The sequence below is a fragment of the Micromonospora sp. NPDC049102 genome (genome assembly GCF_043197485.1).
Lineage (GTDB): Bacteria > Actinomycetota > Actinomycetes > Mycobacteriales > Micromonosporaceae > Micromonospora.
In genome coordinates this window covers 24,212-38,652 of sequence record NZ_JBICTE010000003.1, presented here as the reverse complement: position 1 = coordinate 38,652, position 14,441 = coordinate 24,212, and the positions used below count along the sequence as shown (strand labels likewise).

The following is a 14,441-nucleotide window of genomic DNA, read 5'->3' as shown; positions in this document are numbered from 1 at the left end:
GGAGGCGACATGCCGTACTACCGCAGCGTCGGCGAGGTGCCGCGCAAGCGCCACACCCAGTTCCGCCAGCCCGACGGCAGCCTCTACGCCGAGGAGCTGATGGGTCAGGAGGGCTTCTCCTCCGACTCGTCCCTGCTCTACCACCGGCACGCGCCCACCGCGATCCTCGCCGCCGACGAGTTCACCCCACCCGCGTTCACCCGCGCGCCGAACCTGCCGCTCAAGCCCCGCCACCTGCGCACCCACAAGCTCGACGCCGGTGACGCCGACCCGATCCTCGGCCGGCAGTACCTGCTCGCCAACGACGACGTCCGCATCGGGTACGTGCTCGCCGACCGCCCGTCGCCGCTGTTCCGCGACGCCACCGGCGACCACTGCCTGTACGTCGAGGCGGGCACCATGCGGGTCGAGTCACCGTTCGGAGCCCTGGACGCGGTCGCCGGCGACTACGTCGTCATTCCCACCTCGACCATCCACCGGCTGGTCCCCACCGGCGACGCGCCCGTCCGACTGCTGACCGTCGAGGCGTCCGGGCACATCGGCCCACCCAAGCGCTACCTCTCCGTACGCGGGCAGTTCCTGGAGCACTCGCCGTACTGCGAACGCGACGTGCGCGGCCCGGACACCCCCCTGCTCGTCGACGGCGAGGAGGTCGAGGTCCTGGTCCGGCACCGCCGTGGCTGGACCCGCCACGTGTACGCCAACCACCCCTTCGACGTGGTGGGCTGGGACGGACACCTCTACCCGTGGGCGTTCTCCATCCACGACTTCGAGCCGATCACCGGCCGCATCCACCAGCCCCCGCCGGTGCACCAGACCTTCCAGGGCCCGAACTTCGTCATCTGCTCCTTCGTGCCCCGCAAGGTCGACTACCACCCGCAGTCGATCCCGGTGCCGTACAACCACCACAACGTCGACTCCGACGAGATGCTCTTCTACACCGGCGGCAACTACGAGGCCCGGCGCGGCTCCGGGATCGAGCAGGGCTCGATCTCGCTGCACCCGTCCGGGTTCACCCACGGCCCTCAGCCGGGTGCCGCCGAGCGCTCCATCGGCGCGGACTACTTCGACGAGCTGGCCGTCATGGTCGACACCTTCCGCCCCCTCGACCTCTGCGACGCGGCATGCGCCTGCGAGGACGAGGCGTACGCCTGGACGTGGGCGCGTCGCGGCTAGCGGAAGTCTGTTCTTGTGAAGACCGCGAACTCGGCTATTGCCGTGGCGACGATCGCCAGCACCAGCGGCCACGGCGAGCCGACCACCGCGTACACGATCAGCAGCAGTGGCGCGGCGGCCACCGCGTAGATGGCCAGGGCCATCGTCCGGTCGGCGTGCAGCATGGCGGGCAGGACGGTCCGGGTGAGCCCCGGTAGCCGTGACGCGAGCTGCCACACCACGACGGCGCCGGTCAGCGCGGCGAGCACCGCCAGGACCCGGGAGAACCCGTCGCTCGTCGACGCCGCGAACGCGACCACCACCGCGGCGACCAGTGACCAGCCCGCGCCGTAGAGCACCAGGCGATGCAGGCCGTAGGCGAGCGTCCGAGGGGAGTCGATCCGGCTCGGGCCGAGAGTGACCGTCTCCGCCACCTGTTCCAGTGCCCCCGACCAGCGGCGCTGCTCGAGGCGCAGGACGCCGACGTCGTGCCCGACCTCGGTGAGGCGGGGGTCGAGCCGCAACGCCTCCCGGTAGGCCCGCTCGGCCAGGTCGAACAGCTCCAGCCGAGCAGCGACCAGGCTGAGCACCAGGTGCGCCTGCGGCTCCTGGGGGGCCAGCTCGACCCCACGCCAGGCCGCGTTCAGCGCCGGCTGGCCGTTGCGCGCGTCGGCCAGGATCGCCGCCGCGCTGCGTTGGGCGTACGCATCGGTCGGCCCGAGCGCCAGGAGCCGGTCGGCGATGGCCGCCGCTTCGGCGTACCGCCCCAGGTCGACCAGCGCCATGGCCCGCGCGGCGAGCGTCGGCAGAGCGTCCGGTGCGGCGGCCACGGCCGAATCCGCAGCGACGAGCGCGTCGACCGGCCGGTCGGCGGCGAGATGCACCCGAGCCAGCATGGTGAGGGCTTTCGGGTCGGCGGGCTTCAACGCGAGGCCCTCGGTCAACTCGCCGACGGCCTCGTCGTGGCGGCCCAGCTCGGCGAGGAGCTGAGCGCGTTCGAGGTAGCCGTCGGCAGCGAACTGGTCGGGAGTGGGGTCGGTGGACATCGCGGCGAGCCTAGGCGGCCGGCGCGTCGTACACCAGGGCGACGGCGACGCCCGCCAGACCTTCCTCGCGGCCGGCGAAACCGAGCCCGTCGGTGGTCGCGGCGGAGACGGTCACGGGTGCGCCGACGGCCTCGGAGAGCACCCGCTGGGCCTCTTCCCGACGGCGACCGATCTTGGGCCGGTTGCCGATGACCTGCACGGAGACGTTGCCGACCTCCAGGCCGGCAGCCCGCACCCGGCGGGCCGTCTCGGTCAGCAGCGCCACCCCGGACGCACCGGCCCACTCCGGCTGACCCACCCCGAAGGCGGAACCGAGATCACCGAGACCAGCGGCGGAGAGCAGCGCGTTGCAGGCGGCGTGGGCGGCGACGTCGGCGTCCGAGTGCCCGGCCAGACCATCCTGGTCGGGCCAGAACAGACCGGCCAGCCAGCAGGGCCGGCCTGGCTCGAACGCGTGCACATCGGTGCCGATGGCCACCCGAGGAACGATCATGATCCGAGGTTACGCGTCACCACGGACGGATCACGCCCCACTCCACGCTCAAGTGGTCTTGGCAACCGAATTACCCCGGGGGTAGCTTCGGGCCGAACGCCCCAGGTCGCCTCTGCCTATTGCATGCTCCTGGGGCTCTAATATTTTCGGAACACGTCGTTCAGCCACCGCTCGCGGGCGTGCTTCTCCCTATCATTTGACGATGGCGCAGCACCCCTTCCTGCAGGTCCGCAACCGTTTGCGCAGCGAGAACAGCAGCAAGGAGAAGCGCGATCAGGTCATCGCCGGCCTGAGCTTCGGGTTCTGGGTCAACCTGCTGGGTCCCAAGCATGAGCAGCTGTGGCGGGAAGCCATCCACAAGGGCGTTCCCACACTCCTCCGGCAAGCGGAACGACGTCGTGGCGGCTCTGGAAAGATTGCGCGTCTTTCGCAACCGCCTGGCTCATCACGACTCGCTACTCGCAGCCGACGTACCATTCCGCCTCACGCAGATGATCGATGTACTGGGTTGGGCCGACCCCGACGCGGCCAACTGGCTTGCGAACAACGAGCGGGTCACCCACGTACACACGGCCCGACCTTTACCACGACAGGACACGGTCGTGGTATCGGCTCGGGATGCCTGGGGTCTCTACGAGTCCGTACGCGCCTATGTGTGCCAGGCTGGCCGCGCCTTCCAGCCGGTGGAATACCTGGCCTTCTACTCCCGCAACAGATTCACGCCGAAGTGCCGAAGATCGTGTTCCGCGTCGACAATGTCGATTGGTCCGCCGGAGAGATCAACCGGCTACGCGTCACAGGGCAGGCGCGCGACGCACGAGTCGCCGACATCATCGAGGCCAGCCGAAAGCTCGGCTGGACCGACGGTCGTTATCAGGTCTTCGGTTTGACCGAGCCTGGGATGCGAGGCCACCTCAGCCTGCGACAGCCGGTTCCCCACCTGGCGAGGGGCAGAGGCAGCGCCTTCACTCAGGGCCAGCGTTATGTCGTCCGCGACAGACTCCGACGGGCCACCACGACGACCGATATCTGAGCCACCGAGTGACGCTTCAGGCGTCGGCGGCGAGCAGATGCTCCGCCAGTGTCAGGTCGAACGGGCGGGTGATCTTCAGCGCGTACTCCGAGCCGGGCACACACGTCACCGCCACGCCCTGCTTCTCGACCAGGCCGGCGTCGTCGGTGAGTGGATCACCCGCGGCGGCGTGCGCGGCGGTCAGCACCGACCGGCGGAAGCCCTGCGGGGTCTGCACCGCGCGCAGGGCCGATCGGTCGACGGTGCCCAGCACCACCTCGCCGGCACCGACCTCCTTGATCGTGTCGACCACCGGCAGGACCGGGATCACCGCGGCGTGCCCACCCCGAACCGCGGCGGCGACCGATTCGACCAGCTCGGGTGGGGTCAGCGCGCGGGCCGCGTCGTGCACCAGGACGATCGTCGGGCCGGCCGGCACGGCGGCGAGCGCGGCGGCGACCGAGGCCTGCCGTTCGGCGCCACCGGCCACCACGGTCACCGGTGCCACCGGGGCCAGCAGCTCGCGGACACCCGCCACCTCGGCCGCGGGTGCGGCCACCACGATCGTGTGGACCGATGCGGCGGCGGCGAGCCGGCGCACCGCGTGCACCAGCAGCGGCTCGCCGGCGAGCAGACGCAACGCCTTGGGTCGGCCGGGGCCGAGCCGTACGCCGGCACCCGCCGCAGGCACGAGGACCGCGACGTCACCGCGCGGGTTGAGCTGCGCGGTCACGTCGCGGTCCTCGGTGGTTTCTTCGCTACGAAGTGGGTACGACGATGCTGTGTGCGGACTAGGCCTCGGTGAGGACCTTGTCGAGCAGCGTCTCCGCCTCGTCCTTGGTGCTCTTCTCAGCCAGCGCGACCTCGCCGACGAGAATGTCGCGGGCCTTGGCCAGCATCCGCTTCTCGCCTGCGGAGAGGCCCCGCTCCCGCTCCCGGCGCCACAGGTCGCGCACGACCTCGGCGACCTTCAGTGGGTTGCCGGAGGCCAGCTTTTCCAGGTTGGCCTTGTAACGCCGCGACCAGTTGGTCGGCTCCTCGGTGTGCGGAGCCCGGAGAACGTCGAAGACCTTACCGAGGCCCTCTTCGCCGACCACCTCACGAACGCCCACGATCTCGGCGTTCTCAGCCGGCACCCGGACCGTCAGGTCACCCTGCGCGACCCTCAGGACGAGATATTGCTTAGGCTCGCCCTTGATGACCCGAGTCTCGATTGCCTCGATGAGTGCGGCCCCGTGGTGGGGGTAAACAACGGTCTCGCCGACACTGAAAACCATAGGTTCGAAACCCCTTTCGCTGTGTCTAGGGTAACACGCTCAGGCAACGATGTCTCACCGATGTCCTGACCGTTGGCGCAGCTCAGGGGCCCTGTGAGAGGTCTTTCTTCAGCTTGACAGGCGGTCAAACCGGTGGTTCAAACACGCTCTGTGACGATCGGATGACTTCCCGATACGGATGAGCAGAACGTCGAGATCAAGGGCTATGCGCTCCTCCCATGGTATCCCGGCGTGCGGGACCGCGCCCAGATGTAGCGGGAGGTGCCCCCGGTGCGGGACCCTGGAGTCCGAGCCACACTCCGCTCTCGAGACGCTTCCTGGGGGGTCCGATGGGCAAGCCGGACGCAGAGGGCCACGGGCCGCCCGACGGCCTGCCCGACCTACCGCCCGAGTGGGGCCGCATCGTCGTTCCCGACGACGCCTCAACCCTCGCCAGCGAAGCCGCCCAGGTACGTCGTGAGCTCCGCCGGGCCACCGGCCGGCACGCCGGACGTCGGGCGCTCGCCCTGCCGCTGCTCGTCCTGCTGGTGGCGGTGCTCACCACCCTGACCGGCCTGCTCGCCGTCACCTGGCCCCGCGCCGGCCGGAGCACCGACCGGCCCACCCCGGCACCCTCCACGCCGCCCACGCCCCTCGCCGGCCGGGCGCTGCCCGCGCTGGACCTGGTCGACGCCGGGCAGACGCCCGTGCCGCTCCGCGGCCTGCTCCCTGCCATGATCATCCTGGTGGACGACTGTGGCTGCCCGGACGTCGTCACCGAGGCCGTGGCGGCGGCGCCCGCCGGCGTCACGGTGGTCACCGTGACCGAGGGCCGGGCTGTCGCCACCGCACCGCCGCTCGACGGCGTCCGCGCGCTAGCCGACCCCGCCGGCGGTCTGCGCTCGTTCCTGGGCCCCGGTGCCGCCAACGCGCTGCTGGTCGGCCGCACCGGCGTGGTGACGCGCGTGCTGCCCGGTGTCGGGCCCGTCGACGCGTACCAGGATGATCTGACCGCCCTGGCCCGCTGAACGGCCAACGACCCCGCGGCCTACGACGGGGGCAGCGCGACGAGCTGCGCCTGGACGTCGATGGGCCGGTCGCCGACGGCCGACAGCGACACGCGGAACGGCCCACCGCCGGGCAGCACCTGGGCCGAGGCGAGCGTGCCGTCGCAGTCGATGCGCGGCGGACCGACAATTTCGGCCCCGGTGCTCGTCACCGCCAGCGTGCCGGGCCGGGTGCACCGGTACTGCAACAGATAGCGCGCGCCGTCGTCGGACGCCTGTCGGGTCCGCTCCTCACCGGGCGCCAACTCCCGCTGCTCTCTCCAGATCGTGTCGCGGAACGAGGGTAGGTCGCTCCCGGGTACGAGGACCCCCTCGGCGCCGTTGTCGGCGCTCGCATCCGTCCCCAACTCGATCACCCGGCCACGGTCACCGCCCACCCGGACGGCCTCGCCCGTCTGCGGGTCCACCCACACCGTCACCCGCTCCTCGGGCACACCACTGGCCACGATGCGCTCCAGTTCGGTGCTGACGCTGGGTGCGACCACCGGTCGGCCCACCGGCCCGGCCACCGGGGCGGGCGCGGCGGCACGCCACCACCAGCCACCCAGCGCCAGCGCGGCAAGGGCCACCCCGACGAGCACCGCCGAGCGCAACCGGTCGTCCACCGCCGCATCCATGCGAGGAGCGTACCGGCCGGGTCGTGAGCGCTCACTCCTGTCGATCGAGCAGGACGGCGTACAGGGTGAGGCCCGGGCCGAACGCCAGCATGACGACCCGTCGGGGCGGCGGAGTCGAACGACTCAACCGGTCCAGGATCAACAGCACCGTCGGAGAAGAGCAGTTGCCGTGCTCGTCGAGGGTCGCCCGGGACGCGGCCAACGCCTGCGGCGGCAGGGCCAGCTCCCGCTCGACCACGTTGAGGATCCGCGGCCCGCCCGGGTGCACGGCCCAGCCGTCCACGTCGGAGCTGGTGCCACCGTGCCGGGCCAGCAGGTCGTCGACCAGACCGCGAACGTGTCGGGAGAGGACCTGCGGGACCTTCGACGACAGCCCCATCCGGAATCCCGCGTCGGTGACGTCCCAGGTCATGTGGTCGGCTGTCGAGGTGTCGGTGACCGACACGACCTCGCGCAACGCGTACCCCCGGCCGCCGGGCACCACCACGGCGGCGACGGCGGCGTCCGAGAAGAGCGCGTGCGAGATGATCTGCTGAGTGTCCACCCGGGCCGTGGACGGCTGGATGTGCAGACTTGTCAACTCCGCACAGAGCAGCAACGCGGGCCGGCCCCGGGCGGTGACGAAGTCACTCGCCGCGCCCAGCCCGGGAAGCGCCGCGTAGCAGCCCATGTGGCCGACGAACATGCGCTGGGTGTCCGCTGCCATGCCCAGGTCGCGGGCGAGCAGGATGTCCAGCCCCGGAGTGGCGTACCCGGTGCAGGAGCAGACGATGAACATCCCGATGTCGCCGGCGTCCAGGCCGGCGGCGGTCAACGCGCGCCCCACCGCCTCCTTGCCCAGCGGCAGCGCCTCCACCTGGTAGCGACGCATCCGGCGCTCGGTCGGCCAGTCCGAGACGTCCTCGATCAACGGATTGACCGCGGCCTGACGTCGGGTCACCCCCGAATTCGCGAAGATCCGCTCGGCCAACGCCCGGGTGTTGCCGGAGAAGTGCTTGGCGAAGAAACCCTCCCACAACTCGTCCTGGGAAGCAGACGGCGGCTGCGCTGTCCCGAGCCCCGCGATCACTGGTACGGACACGATCCCCACCTCTCGTCAGACGCTGTCCTCCCCCTGGCCTTCCCACCGGCCACCGCGGCCGGTTCCTTTCCCGTGCGTGTCCCGCGACACCGGCTCACCAACGAGGTGCCGATCCGTCGCGGTCCGGGTCGCCGCCCAGCGCGGCGATGCCCAGCCAGTCGGCGCAGACGTCCGAGGTGGCCGGGTGCAGAGAGCCGCACCGGGCATCCCGGTAGAGCCGCTCCAACGGATGACCACGCCGGGTCGCCGACGTACCCGCCGCCTCCAGCATCGACGCCGCCACCTCGGCGGCCGTGGTCCCGGCCAGCAGCTTCGCCCGCCACACCCAGCGGTTGGTCTCCGCGTCACCCGGCGCGTCATCCACCCGACGGGCGGCCTCGGCCACCGCCAGCTCCGCCGCCGCCGTCGCCGCGTCCGCCCGGCCCAGCCGCGAGCGCACCGCCGGGAGACCGGCCAGGTTGCGGGCGTTGAGGTGCTCGGCGGCCGCGTCGATGGCCGCGCGGGCCACACCCACGTAGACCGCCGCGTAGCTGGCCACCAACCAGTGCGGCATCAGCTGGGCGACCACGAGCGCCAACCCCTCGACCCCGCCGAGCAGCCGGTCGCCCGGCACGGTGACGTCCAGGTGCAGGTCATGCGACGAGGTGGCGCGCATGCCGAGGGCGTCCCAGGTCGGCTCGACGGTCAGACCGTCGCCGGCCGGCACCAGGAACTGCGACACCACGGACTGGTCGGTGGAGCTGCGCGCGGCCACCAGGTAGCCGTCGGCGTGGCCGGCACCGGAGCAGAAGGTCTTGCTGCCCTTGAGGTGCCAGCCGCCGTCGGTCTGCTCGTAGACCGTGCTCAGCTGCGAGAGCCGGGCACCGGTGCCACGCTCGCTCATCGCCACGCCGTACCAGGCGCCCTGGGCCGCCGCGGTGAGCAGCCGGTCCCGGGCGACCAACGCCTCGTCGGGCACACCGAGGGCCTCGGCCAGTTCCTCGGTGACCGCGCCCAGCGCGCCGGTGACCGAGGCGTGCATGTTGAACACCAGCGCCGTCGCGCCGTTGCCCCGGGCCAGCTCGGTCGCCACCGCGGTGTACTCCGCGAAGCTCGCCCCCTGGCCGCCCAGCGCGCGGGGGACCATCAACCCGAAGAGGCCGGCCTCCCGCAGGTCACGGAAGTCCTCGATCGGAAAGGAGCCATCCCGGTCGTGCTCCGCCGCCCGCGCGGTGAACCGCGGCGTCAAACGGCGGGCCGCCTCAAGCGCGTGCACCGTCATATCGCTCCCTCCTCGGCGTCCCATACCCCGCCACGAGCCGACTATCCTCTGCGGACCCCCTGGCCCTGGTACAGCACGGCGGTGGACCGGGTCGGCACGATGCGTGGCGCACGACCCGTCGACGGCGCACCCGGCGTCCGCGCCGCGCGGGCGCGCCGCACCAGCCAGGCGAGCATCCCCCCGACCTGCGGTCGAATCCCGCGCAGACGCAGTTCGACACCGTGTCGGGCGCACTCGGTCACCAGTGCCCGCGCGTCCACGAACAACCGTGGATCGTGGATACCGCGGGGCACCGTGGGCAGCCGTTCGGCGATCCGCACCGCGACCAGCCGGGCCAGCGCCGTGTCGTTCAGCGTGTCCAGCACCAGCAGCCCACCCGGGCGCAGCAGGCGGCACGCCTCGGCCACCGCGCGCGGCCAGTCCGGCACATGCTCGAGCAGCTCACCGGCGGAGACCACGTCGGCGCACCCGTCGGGCAGCGGCACCGCCGTGACGTCGCCCTGGACCACGCGTACGCCGTGCTCGGCTGCCTGGACGAGCGCCGAACGGGTCAGGTCGACCCCGACGTGCCGGTAACCCTTGCCGGCGAGGTGCGGCGCGAGCAGTCCGGCCCCGCAGCCCAGATCGACCAGGACCGCGTCCGGACGCGTCGCCGGCGGCACGAGCGCCGCGCGGGCCTCGGCCAGCCAGTGCAGCATCGCGAACGCGCCATCTGGTCGCCACCACTCGCCGGCCAGATCGTCGTACTGGCGCGGGTCGTTGCGCGGCAGCACCCGCTCAGCGGTGGACGCCACGTCTCGCATGGCTCCGAGCGTGGCACGACTGCTCGGTAACGACCAGACTTCCCTTATGCCGTCGAGGGTGTTAGGGCTGGTCAGAGCGAGCCATCCGGAACCGGCCGCCGCGGTGACCACAGTGTCCGGTCTGCTGGCCTGGGGAGTGGGGCACCGGCCGGTGGGAATCGTCTCGGTGGTGCTGGCCGTACTCGCCAGCCAGCTCGCCGTGGGCTGGACCAACGACGCGTTGGACGCCGAGCGGGACGCCACTGTGGGGCGTACCGACAAGCCGGTCGCCGCTGGCGCGGTGGGCCGGCGCGTCACGGCCTGGGCCGCCGCGGTCGCCGCGCTGGCGTGCCCGCTGCTGGCGCTGACCACGAACCCCACGGCGGCGCTCTGGCTCACGGTCGCCCTGGTCTCCGCGCTGCTCTACGACTGGCCGCTCAAGGCCACCGCTCTGTCGGTCCTGCCGTATGCCGTGTCCTTCGGCGCGCTGCCGGGCTTCGTGGTGCTGGCGCTCCCCGGCGAGCCGACCCCACCGGTCTGGCTCCTGACGGCGGCGGCCTGCCTCGGTGCCGGCGCGCACTTCGCCAACGTGCTGCCCGACCTCGCCGACGATGCCCGGACCGGCGTGCGCGGACTGCCGCACCGCCTCGGCGCGGCGGGCAGCCGGGCGGCCGCGGCGGGGCTGCTCCTGGCCGCGACCGCCGTCCTGGTCCTGGGGCCGCCCGGACAGCCGTCGGCCCTCGGGCTCGCGGCGGTCGCCACGGCCGCGGTCGTGCCACCGCTGAGCTGGTACGCCGAACGCTCGGCGGCCCGGGCGGGCCGGCGGCCGGTGGCTGCCTTCCGGGCGGTGATGCTGGTGGCTCTCATCGACGTCGTGCTGCTGGTGGCGAGCGGTCGAGTCGTGTGAGGGCACCCGGGAGGGGTGGCAATACCGGGTCCCCGTGCGGGCCTCGATCAGCTCCAACTACCCTGGAGCGCGGTCTGCGCGGGTATGGCCACCTCGCCCGGCGTGCGCCCGGGTGGGGATCGTAACGAGGAGGACCGACGTGACGCGCTCGATCAACCGATCTCGGCGGGCGGCCCTGGTGCTGTCCGGGATCGCGGCGGCCACCAGCCTGCTGGCGTCCGGCTGCGGCGCCGGTCAGGTCGCCGAGACCGCCGAGAAGGAGCCGTCGGTCCAGGGCGTCAACCTCACGACCCCCAACGGCGCATACTCGGTGCGCGGTCTGCTGGTGACCTACCCCGGCACCGAGGGTTACCGGGCCGGGCAGGACGCCCCGCTCAACGCGGTGATCTACAACGACTCGAAGAGCACCGTGACGGTCACCGTCACCACCCAGAGCGCCCGCGAGGTACTGATCTCGGGTGGTTCGGCGAGCGCGACGCCGTCCGCCTCGGAGTCGGCCTCCGAGTCGGCCTCTGCCAGCCCGTCGGCCCGCGAGTCCGGTTCGGCCAGCCCGTCGGCCACCCCCTCCGAGACCGGTTCGTCGTCGGCGACCCCGTCCGCACCGGAGTCGGCGCGGGCGTCGGGTTCGGCCAGCCCGGCCGCGCCGGGTCAGCCGGCCCGTATCGAGCTGGCCCCGCTGAGCTACCTCCAGCTCAACTCGGAGGCCACCTCGCAGCTGCGGCTGGTCGGCCTGACCGAGGCGCTGCGCTCCGGCCAGAGCATCGTCGTGACCTTCGACTTCGGTAACGGCAACACCGTCTCCGGTCCGGCGCCGATCGCGGTGCCGCTCACCCCAGCGGCCCGCGTCTCGCCGATCATCGAGCGCGAGGGCGGCTACGAGGGCAACGAGGGCGGCACCACCCACGAGTGACCTGATCCTGAGTACCGGACACCCCGGCGTGGGAACCACCACGCCGGGGTGTTTTCGTCGTACGAGAGGGCTAGCGTCCTGATGTGACCACCTCCCGATCGACCTCTGGCCGTGGCGGCGCGGCCGGTGCCCCCCGTGCCCGGTCCGCGGCCCGCGAGCCGCGCCCGGCGTACGAGTGCGACGCCTGCGGGCACCAACCGCCCAAGTGGGTGGGTCGCTGCCCGGAGTGCGGCGAGTGGGGCTCGGTGGTGGAGTCGACGGTGACCGGGCCGACCGTCTCCGGTCGGGTGGTCAGCTCACGGCTGCCGAGCGAGCCGGCGCGTCCGATCGCCACCATCAGCGCGGCTCCGGCCCGCGCCCGGCCGACCGGGGTGAGCGAGCTGGACCGGGTGCTCGGCGGTGGCCTGGTGCCCGGCGCGGTGGTGCTGCTCGCCGGCGAGCCCGGCGTGGGCAAGTCGACCCTCCTGCTGGACGTGGCGCAGCAGTGGGCGGTGAATGCCGGCAGCCCTTCCCTGGTGGTCAGCGGCGAGGAGTCGGTCAGTCAAGTCCGGCTACGCGCCGAGCGGATGGGCACCCTGCACGACCAGCTCTACCTGGCGGCCGAGAGCGACCTGGCGTCGGTGCTCGGGCACCTCGACGCCGTCAAGCCGGGCCTGCTGGTGCTCGACTCGGTGCAGACCATCTCGACCACCGGCACCGAGGGCGTGCCGGGCGGCGTGACCCAGGTGCGCGCGGTCACCGCCGCACTGGTGTCGGTCGCCAAGGAGCGGGGCATCGCGACGGTGCTCGTCGGCCACGTCACCAAGGACGGTCAGGTGGCCGGGCCACGCGTGCTGGAGCACCTGGTCGACGTGGTGCTGCACTTCGAGGGCGACAAGCACTCCTCGCTACGCCTCGTGCGCGGCGTCAAGAACCGGTTCGGGGCGGCCGACGAGGTCGGCTGCTTCGAGATGCACGAGGGCGGCATCAGCAGCCTTGCCGATCCGTCCGGGCTGTTCCTCACCCGCTACTCGGAACCGGTGCCCGGCACCTGTGTGACCGTGGCGATGGAGGGACGACGGGCCCTGGTCACCGAGGTGCAGGCCCTGATCGGCGCGACGGTCGCCGGCTCTCCCCGCCGTACGGTCTCGGGCCTCGACTCGGCCCGCCTGGCCATGGTGCTCGCGGTCCTGCAACGGCGCACCGAGCGGTTGACCCTGCACGACCGGGAGGTGTTCGCAGCCACCGTGGGCGGCATCCGGGTGGTGGAGCCGGCCGCCGATCTGGCCGTCGCGCTGGCGGTGGCCTCCGGTGGGCTCAACCTGGCGATCGCGCCACACCTCGTGGCGATCGGCGAGGTGGGGCTGACCGGCGAGGTCCGCCGGGTCGGTGCGGTGCCGCGCCGACTGGCCGAGGCTGCCCGCCTGGGCTTCAAGGTGGCACTTGTTCCGCCCGGCTGCGGCCCGACCAGCACCGGCGCCGGTCCCGAGCAGATGCGGGTGACCGAGGTCACTGATGTCCGTTCGGCCCTGCAACACGCGGCCCGCGCGTCCGCCGAGTGACTCAGCGTGCCGACGCCAACGGCGATACCGGACAGCATCGGCGCAAGTGGGAACGGTTCGAAGGGCGGCATCGTGACACATCACAGTAACCACGACAGCACCCACCGCACGGCAGTCCGTAGACTGTGCCCGTGCCGATCGACCGCGATACCACCAAGCCTGCCGGAGCGCCGCCCCAGGCCCGCACCGGCGCCGTGGGCTCGCCGGCCCGCCCGATCAGCGTGAGCGTGACCGCCGCTGCCGGGGGCGCCGGCGATCCGCTGCGGGCGAATCTCGCCCTGATGGCACCCGGCACCGCGCTACGCGACGGATTGGAGCGCATCCTGCGGGGTCGCACCGGCGCGCTCATCGTGCTCGGTTACGACAAGGTCGTCGAGGGTCTCTGCACCGGCGGCTTCCCGCTGGACGTCGAGTTCTCCGCGACCCGGGTCCGGGAGCTGTGCAAGATGGACGGCGCCGTGGTGCTGTCCAGCGACGGCACCCGCATCGTCCGGGCCGCCGTCCACCTGATGCCCGACCCGTCCATTCCGACTGAGGAGTCGGGCACCCGGCACCGCACCGCCGAGCGGGTCGCCCGGCAGACCGGCTACCCGGTGATCTCGGTCAGCCAGTCGATGCGGATCATCAGCCTCTACGTCAATGGCCAGCGGCACGTCCTCGACGACTCGGCGGCGATCCTCTCCCGGGCCAACCAGGCGCTGGCCACCCTCGAGCGTTACAAGCTCCGGCTGGACGAGGTCTCCGGCACGCTCTCCGCGCTCGAGATCGAAGACCTGGTCACCGTGCGGGACGCGGTGGCCGTGGTGCAGCGGCTGGAGATGGTCCGCCGGATCGCCGACGAGATCGCCGGTTACGTCGTCGAGCTGGGCACCGACGGTCGACTGCTCGCCCTCCAACTCGACGAGCTGATGGCCGGCGTCGACGCCGACCGCACGCTCGTCATCCGGGACTACCTGCCCGTCGGCCGCAAGTCCCGCACGCTGGACGAGGCGCTGGTCGAGCTTGACCTGCTCGGTGCCACCGAGTTGATCGACCTGGTGTCGGTGGCCAAGGCGATCGGCTACCCGGCCGCGTCCGACGCGCTGGACGCCGCCGTCAGCCCGCGTGGCTTCCGGCTGCTGGCCAAGGTGCCGCGCTTGCCGGTGGCCGTTGTCGATCGCCTCGTGCTGCACTTCGGCAGCCTCCAGCGGCTGCTGGGTGCGACCGTCGAGGACCTTCAGGCCGTCGAGGGCGTGGGCGACGCCCGTGCCCGGGGCGTCCGCGAGGGCCTGTCCCGGCTCGCGGAGGCTTCCATCCTGGAGCGGTACGTCTGA

General features: G+C 72.2%; 15 protein-coding genes. 7 read left to right on the top strand and 8 right to left on the bottom strand.

The genetic code is table 11. The features are described from left to right. Positions 1-9: 9 nt before the first annotated feature. A complete protein-coding gene (locus ACGFH9_RS04830; RefSeq protein WP_393215390.1) occupies positions 10-1,176 on the top strand; it encodes a homogentisate 1,2-dioxygenase in 1,167 nt (388 codons plus the stop codon). On the opposite strand, the gene ACGFH9_RS04825 is transcribed toward ACGFH9_RS04830, so the two are convergent. Together ACGFH9_RS04825 and ispF are read right to left on the bottom strand one after the other, a co-directional pair. Further along, the gene (locus tag ACGFH9_RS04825) at positions 1,173-2,201 is read right to left on the bottom strand and encodes a tetratricopeptide repeat protein (RefSeq protein ID WP_393215387.1); all 1,029 of its coding nucleotides are present in this window, start codon (positions 2,199-2,201) and stop codon (positions 1,173-1,175) included. The two genes, ACGFH9_RS04830 and ACGFH9_RS04825, sit on opposite strands and share 4 nt — an antisense overlap. Positions 2,202-2,211: 10 nt before the next feature. Then, positions 2,212-2,697, bottom strand: a complete 486-nt coding sequence (gene ispF, locus ACGFH9_RS04820) for a 2-C-methyl-D-erythritol 2,4-cyclodiphosphate synthase (protein ID WP_393215959.1) — start codon at positions 2,695-2,697, stop codon at positions 2,212-2,214. A 724-nt stretch (positions 2,698-3,421) separates the two neighbouring features. Here ispF and ACGFH9_RS04815 point away from each other — a divergent pair. After that, positions 3,422-3,727, top strand: a complete 306-nt coding sequence (locus tag ACGFH9_RS04815) for a hypothetical protein (protein ID WP_393215385.1) — start codon at positions 3,422-3,424, stop codon at positions 3,725-3,727. A 16-nt stretch (positions 3,728-3,743) separates the two neighbouring features. Here the strand turns inward: ACGFH9_RS04815 and ispD are convergent, their stop codons facing one another. Then, positions 3,744-4,439, bottom strand: coding sequence for a 2-C-methyl-D-erythritol 4-phosphate cytidylyltransferase (ispD, locus tag ACGFH9_RS04810; protein ID WP_393215382.1), 696 nt, complete (start codon positions 4,437-4,439; stop codon positions 3,744-3,746). A 58-nt stretch (positions 4,440-4,497) separates the two neighbouring features. Continuing rightward, positions 4,498-4,983 (bottom strand): CarD family transcriptional regulator, encoded by a 486-nt coding sequence (locus ACGFH9_RS04805; protein ID WP_007073334.1) that lies wholly within the window; start codon positions 4,981-4,983, stop codon positions 4,498-4,500. A 329-nt stretch (positions 4,984-5,312) separates the two neighbouring features. Here ACGFH9_RS04805 and ACGFH9_RS04800 point away from each other — a divergent pair, with 329 nt between their 5' ends. Further along, a complete protein-coding gene (locus ACGFH9_RS04800; RefSeq protein ID WP_393215377.1) occupies positions 5,313-5,990 on the top strand; it encodes a hypothetical protein in 678 nt (225 codons plus the stop codon). A gap of 20 nt (positions 5,991-6,010) precedes the next feature. On the opposite strand, the gene ACGFH9_RS04795 is transcribed toward ACGFH9_RS04800, so the two are convergent. From ACGFH9_RS04795 to ACGFH9_RS04780, 4 genes are all read right to left on the bottom strand, one after another. Next, positions 6,011-6,646, bottom strand: a complete 636-nt coding sequence (locus ACGFH9_RS04795; RefSeq protein ID WP_393215374.1) for a hypothetical protein — start codon at positions 6,644-6,646, stop codon at positions 6,011-6,013. A 31-nt stretch (positions 6,647-6,677) separates the two neighbouring features. After that, positions 6,678-7,736, bottom strand: coding sequence for a type III polyketide synthase (locus ACGFH9_RS04790; RefSeq protein ID WP_393215371.1), 1,059 nt, complete (start codon positions 7,734-7,736; stop codon positions 6,678-6,680). An 85-nt stretch (positions 7,737-7,821) separates the two neighbouring features. Next, positions 7,822-8,988 (bottom strand): acyl-CoA dehydrogenase family protein, encoded by a 1,167-nt coding sequence (locus tag ACGFH9_RS04785; protein ID WP_393215368.1) that lies wholly within the window; start codon positions 8,986-8,988, stop codon positions 7,822-7,824. Positions 8,989-9,029: 41 nt separating this feature from the next. Further along, positions 9,030-9,791 carry a methyltransferase domain-containing protein gene (locus ACGFH9_RS04780; protein ID WP_355238435.1) on the bottom strand — a complete coding sequence of 254 codons (762 nt, stop codon included), beginning with the start codon at positions 9,789-9,791 and terminating at the stop codon, positions 9,030-9,032. Here ACGFH9_RS04780 and ACGFH9_RS04775 point away from each other — a divergent pair. From ACGFH9_RS04775 to disA, 4 genes are all read left to right on the top strand, one after another. After that, positions 9,790-10,677 carry a UbiA family prenyltransferase gene (locus ACGFH9_RS04775; protein WP_393215364.1) on the top strand — a complete coding sequence of 296 codons (888 nt, stop codon included), beginning with the start codon at positions 9,790-9,792 and terminating at the stop codon, positions 10,675-10,677. The two genes, ACGFH9_RS04780 and ACGFH9_RS04775, sit on opposite strands and share 2 nt — an antisense overlap. A 139-nt stretch (positions 10,678-10,816) precedes the next feature. After that, the gene (locus tag ACGFH9_RS04770) at positions 10,817-11,587 is read left to right on the top strand and encodes a hypothetical protein (RefSeq protein ID WP_393215361.1); all 771 of its coding nucleotides are present in this window, start codon (positions 10,817-10,819) and stop codon (positions 11,585-11,587) included. A gap of 83 nt (positions 11,588-11,670) precedes the next feature. Beyond that, positions 11,671-13,128, top strand: coding sequence for a DNA repair protein RadA (gene radA, locus ACGFH9_RS04765; protein ID WP_393215358.1), 1,458 nt, complete (start codon positions 11,671-11,673; stop codon positions 13,126-13,128). A 131-nt stretch (positions 13,129-13,259) separates the two neighbouring features. Further along, positions 13,260-14,441, top strand: coding sequence for a DNA integrity scanning diadenylate cyclase DisA (gene disA, locus ACGFH9_RS04760; protein WP_355238449.1), 1,182 nt, complete (start codon positions 13,260-13,262; stop codon positions 14,439-14,441).

Bases quoted from the DNA above. Each gene is read 5' to 3' on its own strand.
- ACGFH9_RS04830 (WP_393215390.1), top strand. From the start codon at position 10: ATGCCGTACTACCGCAGCGTCGGCGAGGTGCCGCGCAAGCGCCACACC.
- ACGFH9_RS04825 (WP_393215387.1), bottom strand. From the start codon at position 2,201: ATGTCCACCGACCCCACTCCCGACCAGTTCGCTGCCGACGGCTACCTC.
- ACGFH9_RS04805 (WP_007073334.1), bottom strand. From the start codon at position 4,983: ATGGTTTTCAGTGTCGGCGAGACCGTTGTTTACCCCCACCACGGGGCC.
- ACGFH9_RS04800 (WP_393215377.1), top strand. From the start codon at position 5,313: ATGGGCAAGCCGGACGCAGAGGGCCACGGGCCGCCCGACGGCCTGCCC.
- ACGFH9_RS04795 (WP_393215374.1), bottom strand. From the start codon at position 6,646: ATGGATGCGGCGGTGGACGACCGGTTGCGCTCGGCGGTGCTCGTCGGG.
- ACGFH9_RS04785 (WP_393215368.1), bottom strand. From the start codon at position 8,988: ATGACGGTGCACGCGCTTGAGGCGGCCCGCCGTTTGACGCCGCGGTTC.
- ACGFH9_RS04775 (WP_393215364.1), top strand. From the start codon at position 9,790: ATGGCTCCGAGCGTGGCACGACTGCTCGGTAACGACCAGACTTCCCTT.
- ACGFH9_RS04780 (WP_355238435.1), bottom strand. From the start codon at position 9,791: ATGCGAGACGTGGCGTCCACCGCTGAGCGGGTGCTGCCGCGCAACGAC.